Here is an 8,324-nt window from a genome sequence, read left to right as displayed (position 1 = left end):
GGGGCTTGCCTCCACCTACGAGCAGGTCGGGGTCGCCGCCCCGGCGCTGCTCCTGCTGGCCCGGCTGATCCAGGGCGCCTCCGCGGGAGGCGAGTATGCCGCGGGAAGCGCGTTTCTCATCGAGTCCGCACCGGATGGCCGTCGGGGGCTGTACTCGAGCTTCTTCTACATCAGTGCGACCTCGGCCAACCTGGCGGCGATCGGAATCAGCGCCTTACTCGCCAGCACGCTGGACTCGCAGAACATGACCAGCTGGGGCTAGAGGATCCCCTTCCTGCTCGGCTCGGTCGCGGCCGTGGTCGGCATGTGGATCCGGACGCACGCCAAGGAGACCCTCACTAAGACGGCGGACGAGCCGGCCGGTGCCCGTCGTGCCGACATGTTCGAGTTCCTCCGCCGGCATCCCAGGGAATCCCTCCAGGTGTTCGGGCTGACCGCGGCCCCGGCGCTGGTGTTCTATGTATGGACCGCCTACCTGCCGACGTACGCGAACATCACGGTGGGCTCCAACCTCAAGCACGGCCTGCTCTCCGGTGTCGTCGCGCTGACCATCTTCCTCGCCCTGCAGCCAGTCTTCGGAGCGATCTCGGACCGCGTCGGCAGGCGGCCGATGCTGCTCACCTTCGGCACCTTCTTCGTGGTCGGCACGGTTCCGATGCTGGCCCTCCTGGACGGCTCGACCACCAGGCTGCTCCTGGTCCAGATCATGGGGCTGGTGTTTCTCGCCTGCTGGTCGTGCATCTCGAGCGCGGTGGTCGCCGAGCTGTTCCCGGCGCGCCTGCACAGCTCCGGTATCGGGTTCCCCTATGCGCTCTCCGTCGCCCTCTTCGGCGGCACCGGCCCCTACGTCGCCACCTACCTCGTGGACATCGGCCACGCCGCCTCCTTCGGCTGGTACGTCACCGCCGTCGCCCTGGTCAGCACCGTGGTCTTCAGCCGGCTCCCCGAGACCGCGCACCGGCCCCTGCACTGACCGACAGGAGACATCGCCCGCGGGTCCGAGAGTCTGGATCACGCTGGCAGAGAACGACGGTGGCTTCCACCGCGGTGGAGAGGCTGTCGCATCCCTACAGCCGTCGGAGCGGCTGAACTGTCACCGTCAGAACAGCTACGGCCAGAACAGCTACCGTCAGGAGGCCGTCTGGCCGTCGGCCAGACCCGCGATGGCCGCGCTGACGGCGAGAATCCGGCGCGCGTTGTCGACGTGCAGGTTCTCGATCAGCCGGCCGTCGACGGTCGCCACTCCGCGGCCCTCGCGTAGTGCCTCCTCCCACACCCGCACGATCTCCGTGGCCTGCGCGACCTGGGCCTCGGTGGGTGAGAACGTGCGGTTACACGTCTCGATCTGGTTGGGGTGGATAAGCGTCTTACCATCGAATCCCATTTCGCGGCCCTGGCGGCATTCCGCCGCGAAGCCGTCGGCGTCACGGATGTCGTTGTAGACACCGTCGAGGATCACGGTTCCATTCGCGCGCGCGGCCAGCAGACACAGTCCCAGGCCGGTCAGCAGCGGGGCGCGGCCGGGCACGAATTCGGCACGAAGCTCGTTGGCCAGGTCGTTGGTGCCCATCACGAGGACAGTGAGCCGGGGCGACGCCTGGGCGATCTCCTGGGCGCGCAGGATGGCACCAGGTGTCTCCACCATCGCCCATATCATGGTGCGGTCCGGCGCGCCGGCCGCCTCGAGCCCTTTTTCGATCGCATGGACGTCCGACGGCGACTCGACCTTCGGCACCACGACGGCGTCCGGGCCCACCCGTCCCACGGCGCGCAGGTCGTCGGCATGCCAAGAGCTGCCGCGGGCGTTGACGCGAACCGTGACCTCCCGGTGGCCGTAGGCGACGTCGGCCATCGCCGTGCAGACCTGCTCCCGGGCGCGCTCCTTGGCGACGGGCGCCACCGCGTCCTCGAGGTCCAGGATGAGCGCGTCGGCCGGCAGATTCCTGGCCTTCTCCATGGCGCGCTCGTTGGCCCCGGGCATGTAGAGGACGGAACGCCGCGGACGGTACGCGGCGGACGGGAGGCCCGCGGGCGGGGGACCCGCCGGGGAACCCGCGGCCGCGGTGCCGGTCATCGTGCCTCCGGCGCGGGTAGTCCGTAGGCCGCCGCGAGCTGCGCGTCCCGGGCGGCGAGGCGAGTGGCGAGAGTGAGGATGACCCGGCACTGCTTCACCGAGGCGTCGTCCTGCATCGTGCCGTCCACCATCACGGCACCCGTTCCGTCGCCCATGGCCGCGACGACGCGCTTTGCCCACTCGACGTCCGCGGGCTCGGGACTGAAGACCTTCTTCGCGATGTCGATCTGGACGGGATGCAGTGACCACGCCCCGACACACCCGAGCAGGAACGCGTTGCGGAACTGGTCCTCGCAGGCGAGGACGTCGGCGATGTCACCGAACGGCCCGTAGTACGGCATGATCCCGTTCGCCGCGCAGGCGTCTACCATCCGGGCGAGCGTATAGTGCCAGGGATCCTGCTGGAACGTGGCTCGGACGGCCGCCGGGTCGTCCGGCCGCGGATCCTGGCGTACCAGGTAGCCGGGGTGCCCACCGCCGACACGGGTTGTCTTCATCCGCCGGTCCGCCGCCAGGTCCGCCGGGCCAAGGGACAGGCCCTGCATGCGGGGACTTGCCGCGCAGATCTCCTCGACGTTCGCGACCCCTCGCGCGGTCTCCAGAATCGCATGGACAAGCACCGGGCGGGACAGGCCGGCCTTTGCCTCCAACTGGGCGAGGAGGCGGTCCACATAGTGGATGTCCTCCGCCCCCTGGACCTTGGGCACCATCACCACGTCGAGATTCTCGCCGATGGCGGGCACGAGCGTGAGCAGGTCGTCAAGCCCCCAGGGTGAGTCGAGGCTGTTCAGGCGGATCCAGAACTGCGTCTCACCGAAGTCCGCGCCGTCGACGATCTTTATCAGGTTCTCCCTGGCAACGATCTTGTTGTCCGCCCGGACGCCGTCCTCGAGGTTCCCGAGTAGCACGTCGACCCGGGGGATGATCTGCGGCAGCTTCGCCGCCATCTTCTCGTTGCTCGGGTCGAAGAAGTGAATCATCCGGGACGGCCGCCACGGGATCTCGCGAGGCGGGAGTGGCGCCCCCACGGCGAGGGGAGCGAAGAAATCCTTGGCGCTGCGCATGTGAAGTCTCCCGGGAAGGAACCCTGGCCGGTGCCGGGCGACCGGACTCCCGGCGACCAGCGCGACACTTAGAGTCGACGACACTCGACTCCGCCGGACTGTATCAGTTCGATGTCCGACACGCTCCCCTGATCATCTCCCGCCCGATCGCGACCGTCGAGGTCGTGGTCCAGCCGGCAGGCATTCTCTGCGATCCGGGCGCTCTATTTCTGTTCCATGAGTTCCGCATAAACCACTGCGACAGGAGAATTCCCCGTCGCCATTCCGTCCAGGTCCGCAGTCTGGCTTTCTCCGTGCGGACGTCTTACCCACGCCGTCGGCGTTCGGTGCCTGTTCACGAGCAGCCCCCTCAACCAGCCCGATCGGAGACATCGTCTGCGCCCGAGACGAAGGGGCATGATGACCTCTGCCATCCCCATTCCTGGTGAACGTGCTGCTCGGCCTGCTCGGAGTCGCGGGCGGCCACGTGAGCCGGCGCCGATGGCTATGATCGCCAGAAAGTCCAGGATGCGGGAAGCACAGTCCACATGCTGGAACGCCGCTGTACGGCCGTCCCGGCGGTTGGCGGCGAGTGGTCGTGTACGTCGGGGAGAACCCGGAGAAGGAGTTCGAGGAGCCGCCATGACCAACGCCGCTCCACCCGCCGCTGCGGTGCCCGGTCTCGCCGCCCGAGCCGGCGCCGTGCGCACCTCGCCAGTGCGGGAGATCCTCGCGCTGACCGCCCGCCCGGAGGTGATCTCCTTCGCCGGCGGTCTACCCGCTCCCGAGCTCTTCGACGCCGACGGGATCCGGCGCGCCTACGACCGGGTGCTCGCCGAGGAGCCGCGGCGCGTGCTGCAGTACTCCGCCACGGAGGGCGACCCGGACCTGCGCCAAGCGGTCGCGGACCGCCTGGCGCGCCGCGGCCTGCCCACCCGAGCGGACGACCTGCTGATCACGAAGGGCTCGCAGCAGGCCCTGACGCTGCTGTCGGCGGCGCTCGTGGAGCCGGGTGACGCGGTCCTCGTGGAGGATCCGACCTATCTGGCTGCCCTGCAGTGCCTCGGCCTCGCGGGTGCCCGGGTGGTGCCCGTCCCCACCGACGAGCACGGGATCCTCCCCGACCGGCTGGCGGAGACGGTGGCCCGCGAGCGTCCCAGGCTGCTCTACCTGGTGCCGACCTTCCAGAACCCCACCGGTCGGACGCTGTCCGCGGCGCGCCGCGCGGCCGTCGCCCGGGTGGCCGCGGAGCAGGGCCTGTGGATCGTCGAGGACGACCCCTACGGTGAGCTGCGCTTCCAGGGCACGCGGGAGCCGTGGATCGCGTCGTTCGCCGACGCCGCCGACCGCACCGTCCTACTCGGCAGCTTCTACAAGATCATGGCCCCAGGGATGCGACTGGGCTGGCTGCGGGCCCCGGCCATGCTGCGGCGGGCCTGCGTGATCGCCAAGCAGGCCGCGGACCTGCACACCTCCACGGTCGATCAGGCCGCCGCCGCCCGGTATCTGGCCGACGCCGACCCCGACCTGCACATCGCGCGGATGTGCGCCGCCTACCGCGAACGCCGCGACGCGCTCCTCGACGGGCTCGCCTGGGCACTGCCGCCCGGGAGCAGCTGGAACCGGCCCGAGGGCGGCATGTTCGTCTGGGCCCGCCTCCCCGACGGTCACGACGCCACCGCCCTGCTGCCCGGCGTGGTGGAGCACGACGTGGCCTACGTTCCCGGTGCTCCTTTTTTCGCGGGGCCGCCGGACCCCGCGACGCTGCGCCTGTCCTTCACCACGCACCCGCCGGTGGAGATCACGGAGGGATTGACGCGGCTGGCACGGGCGTTCGGAGTATGACCGTCATCCCTGACCGGGTGCCGGTGCCGGCCCGACACGAGCCGGCGGAGATCGACGAAACGGCGGAGATCGGCAAAACGGCGGGGATCGACGGAAAGGCGCTTAGGCGAACACGTCCTGCAGCCAGTCGGTCCAGGCCTGGGTGGTCTTCGCCTGGTCGGCGCCGGGGGCGAACAGGTGCAGGGCGATGCCGATCGGGGCGCCGAAGGCGTTGCGGCCGAAGAAGCGGTACAGCCCGTCGCCGGTCCGCAGGCCGAGGAAGTGGGGATGCAGGTAGTCGACCACGGCGTCCAGCGGGTCGATGCCCGGGAGGGTGACGCGCAGCGCGTCGCCCTGGCCGACCTCGTCGGCGACGCCGAGCTCGCGGCGCAGCCGGACGAACGCGTCCGGCGCGGTCGAGGACGCCGGCGCGTCGGCCGCGACGTAGGTCACCGGCCGGCGGCTGAAGTACCGCAGGTACTGGCCGAGCGTGTGCAGGTAGAAGTCGGTGTGCTGGCTGGCGCCGTCGTACTGGTTCTCCCAGTCGTCGACGAAGATCCCGCTGTGGACGTAGCGGAAGGAGGTCATGCCGCCGTCCCGGCCCTCGATCACGTGTTCCAGCTGGTTGAACCAGCCGTCCGCACCCTCCACCCGGGTGACGAGGTGGTGCGGCGGGTCCCAGACGGTGACCGTGCCCCCGAAGGGCGCTGCGCCACCCTGCCGGGGCTCGAACTCCATCGGCCACAGCCATCCGCCGTTACCGGTGGTCACGGCGTCCCAGTACTCCTCCGGGGAGGTGGGCAGCACGCCCTCGCGGCGGATCTCGAACTCACGGGACATCTCTAGTTCTCCTTGGTTGCGGTGGGGCCATCGGTTCCGGTGGGGCCAGCTGCGTTGGTGGGACCGTCGGTGCCGGTGGGACCGGCGGTGCCAAGGCCGAGGACGTCCTCCCCCGCATCGGATCCGACAGCCACCCGCTCGGGCCGCGTGACGCTCGGGTGCAGGGCGATGACGAAACGGTGGGAGCGCCCGCCTTCGGCGGTGGTGTCGTGGTACCTGCCAACGAGGGCGGCAACCGTCTCCCCGAGCTCCGTGGCGAACGCGGCGCGGTCCGTGGCGGAAGCGAATCGGATCTCGCTGTCGATCGCGAACGTCGCCAGCCGCTGCCGGGCAGCGGTGGCACCGGTGATGAGGTCGCCGACCTCCCGCACCAACCGGGCACCGAGCGCGAGCAGCCATCGGGCAGAGCGCTGATCCGGCGACCGGCCGGGATCCGGGGCGACCGCCGGCAACGCGGTCGGCGAGATCACATAGGAGGCCGCCGTCGCCCGTAGTACGCGCTCGGTGCAGTTGCCCCTTCTGCGTTCCTCGACGAGTTCGACCAGCCCGTGACGCTCCAGGGCCCGCAGGTGGTAATTGACCCGCTGACGTGACAGCCCCACGGGAGCGGCCAGGGTGCTGGCCGAACCCGGCTCCGCGAGCGCGGCCAGCAAACTCGCCCGGACCGGGTCGAGCGCGGCCCCCGCGGCGGCCGGGTCATCGATCACTGCGACCTCCAACATGCGCCTCATCGTCTTACCGAAAATTTTCCTTGTTAAGGAGGATGATCCTGTCGGGGCAGGTACGGGGCAGGTACGGAACGACCGTCGCGCCCCTCCGCGAGTCATCGCCCGAATGGCGGGGCATAGGTTCGTCCTGGAATGCCACCCGGGCTCGCGGAGGTCGGGACGGCCCCGTCCCGGGCCTGAAGCTCGTCCGTGCGGGCCAGAACCAGTCCGGCCCGCGGTCACGAGAGGCAGGACGCAAGAGCCGATGTCGACGTTCGGGCCGGGCTCCTCCGTGCCATCCACGCCCCACCCGACCGGACTACCGGACGGGCGCGACGGCCGCCCGTCGGCGTAGGCGGAGAACCGGCCCGCGCCGCGGCACGCCCGGCCGGCCCCGCGCCGGCTGCGGGTCGTCCGCGTCACCCCGCTCACCGGGGACATGGTGACGGTGACGCTCGGTGGGCCGGCGCTGGCCGGATTCTCGCTGCCCCGGGCCGCGCAGCACGTGAAGATCTTCCTGCCGGCCGACGGGCAGACCGAACCGACCGTTCCGGGCTGGGGGCCGGACGGACGACCCGTCTTCCCGGCGGGTGCGCCCCGCCCGATCGTGCGGACCTACACCCCGCGCCGGTTCGACGCTGAGGCCCTCGAACTGGAGATCGAGATGCTCCTGCACGGCGAGGGCCCGGCTGGGCGGTGGGCGGGTACCGCCCGGCCCGGTGACCATCTCGCCATCGCCGGACCGGGGGGTGGATACGAGGTGCGGACGTCGGCCGCGCACCACCTGCTCGCCGCCGACGAGACCGGCCTGCCCGCACTGGCGACGGTGCTGGAACGGCTGCCCACTCGGGTACCGGTGACCGTGGTGGCGGAGGTTCGCGACGCCGGCCGCCAGCGGGCTCTCCCGGTCACCCCCGCGACGACCGTCACCTGGCTGCACCGTAACGGCGGGGTTCCCGGCGCACTGCTGGCCGAGGCCGTCGGGGCCATACCCCTGCCCGCCGGCACCGCGGCCTGGGTGGCCTGCGAGGCCACGGCGGTACGCCGGATCCGCCGTCACCTGCTCGCCTCGGGGCTGGACCGCGCCGACCTGTCGACCCGTGGCTACTGGCGGCTGAGCGCGGCGGACCATCCCGATCATGACTACGGGGAGGGCGAGGCGGCGGATGTCACCCGCGGCGGCGAGGGACGGATCGATCGGCTGCGCCGCACCCTCGGGCCGCTGAAGCAGCGTGCCGAAACCACCGCGCGCGGCCTCAGCGCGACCGTGAAGGCCCGCGCCGCCGAGCGCCGGCGGTGACCGGGTCGGCACCTGCTTCGACCACCCGATCCTCGACCACCCGATCGTGGGTGCGGCATTTCGGTGGGACGCGTCCCAGGGCCCTCGCCCGCCAAACAACTCGTAGCCGACGCAACCGGGCTCCGTCACGGCGGGCAACCCGACCGCATGGCAGGCTGGTCACGTACCAGCGCGCACCGCCCGACCACGGGGATCCACCGCGCCACGGCATTCCATGCCGACAAGCCGTCGCACGGACAAGCCGTCGCACGGACAAGGCGACGAACGGACCGGACGACGGCGCTCGGGGACGACCCACCGGGGAACGACGGCACGGGGTGGCGGGTGGACCCGGCACGCGAATGGTGCCCGTCGGCGAAGAGGGGCCCATGACGGAGGACAGCGCGAGACCCCCTGCCGGGCCTCCCATCGTCGGGGAACCCGGGTCGGTGAATCTGCCGGCTCCCCGGGTGACCGCGCTACCCCGGCGGGGTCCGGCGGCCGGCGCCCACCGTGATCCGCTCCGGCTCCCGCACCTGGTCGGCCCGCCCCCCGGG

General features: G+C 71.1%; 8 protein-coding genes. 4 read left to right on the top strand and 4 right to left on the bottom strand.

Going from position 1 to position 8,324, the window contains the following annotated elements; genetic code table 11:
* The coding region (locus AC08OJ_RS16480) for an MFS transporter (RefSeq protein WP_476596192.1) at positions 1-262 on the top strand (262 nt) is incomplete at its 5' end.
* Positions 263-265: 3 nt separating this feature from the next.
* Positions 266-973, top strand: a complete 708-nt coding sequence (locus tag AC08OJ_RS16475) for an MFS transporter (RefSeq protein ID WP_476596194.1) — start codon at positions 266-268, stop codon at positions 971-973.
* 156 nt (positions 974-1,129) lie between these two features.
* On the opposite strand, the gene AC08OJ_RS16470 is transcribed toward AC08OJ_RS16475, so the two are convergent.
* Both AC08OJ_RS16470 and AC08OJ_RS16465 read right to left on the bottom strand, forming a co-directional pair.
* Positions 1,130-2,074 (bottom strand): HpcH/HpaI aldolase/citrate lyase family protein, encoded by a 945-nt coding sequence (locus tag AC08OJ_RS16470; protein WP_476596191.1) that lies wholly within the window; start codon positions 2,072-2,074, stop codon positions 1,130-1,132.
* Positions 2,071-3,138, bottom strand: coding sequence for an HpcH/HpaI aldolase/citrate lyase family protein (locus tag AC08OJ_RS16465; RefSeq protein WP_476593979.1), 1,068 nt, complete (start codon positions 3,136-3,138; stop codon positions 2,071-2,073). Before AC08OJ_RS16465 ends, AC08OJ_RS16470 begins: the two co-directional genes overlap by 4 nt.
* A gap of 621 nt (positions 3,139-3,759) precedes the next feature.
* Here AC08OJ_RS16465 and AC08OJ_RS16460 point away from each other — a divergent pair.
* Complete coding sequence (locus AC08OJ_RS16460) at positions 3,760-4,962, top strand: aminotransferase-like domain-containing protein (protein WP_476593980.1); 1,203 nt, start codon at positions 3,760-3,762, stop codon at positions 4,960-4,962.
* Positions 4,963-5,064: 102 nt separating this feature from the next.
* Here the strand turns inward: AC08OJ_RS16460 and AC08OJ_RS16455 are convergent, their stop codons facing one another.
* Together AC08OJ_RS16455 and AC08OJ_RS16450 are read right to left on the bottom strand one after the other, a co-directional pair.
* Positions 5,065-5,781: an SRPBCC family protein gene (locus AC08OJ_RS16455; RefSeq protein WP_476593981.1), complete on the bottom strand. Its 717-nt coding sequence runs from the start codon at positions 5,779-5,781 to the stop codon at positions 5,065-5,067.
* Positions 5,782-5,783: 2 nt separating this feature from the next.
* Positions 5,784-6,503 carry an ArsR/SmtB family transcription factor gene (locus AC08OJ_RS16450; RefSeq protein WP_476596190.1) on the bottom strand — a complete coding sequence of 240 codons (720 nt, stop codon included), beginning with the start codon at positions 6,501-6,503 and terminating at the stop codon, positions 5,784-5,786.
* 388 nt (positions 6,504-6,891) lie between these two features.
* Here AC08OJ_RS16450 and AC08OJ_RS16445 point away from each other — a divergent pair, with 388 nt between their 5' ends.
* Positions 6,892-7,788, top strand: coding sequence for a siderophore-interacting protein (locus AC08OJ_RS16445; protein ID WP_476596193.1), 897 nt, complete (start codon positions 6,892-6,894; stop codon positions 7,786-7,788).
* Positions 7,789-8,324: the final 536 nt, after the last annotated feature.

The sequence above is a fragment of the Frankia sp. CgKIO3 genome (assembly GCF_977946435.1).
This window is presented reverse-complemented; position numbering and strand designations above follow the sequence as displayed.

Coding starts and splice junctions, on each gene's coding strand:
- AC08OJ_RS16450 (WP_476596190.1), bottom strand. CDS start 6,503: ATGTTGGAGGTCGCAGTGATCGATGACCCGGCCGCCGCGGGGGCCGCG.
- AC08OJ_RS16470 (WP_476596191.1), bottom strand. CDS start 2,074: ATGACCGGCACCGCGGCCGCGGGTTCCCCGGCGGGTCCCCCGCCCGCG.
- AC08OJ_RS16455 (WP_476593981.1), bottom strand. CDS start 5,781: ATGTCCCGTGAGTTCGAGATCCGCCGCGAGGGCGTGCTGCCCACCTCC.
- AC08OJ_RS16460 (WP_476593980.1), top strand. CDS start 3,760: ATGACCAACGCCGCTCCACCCGCCGCTGCGGTGCCCGGTCTCGCCGCC.
- AC08OJ_RS16465 (WP_476593979.1), bottom strand. CDS start 3,138: ATGCGCAGCGCCAAGGATTTCTTCGCTCCCCTCGCCGTGGGGGCGCCA.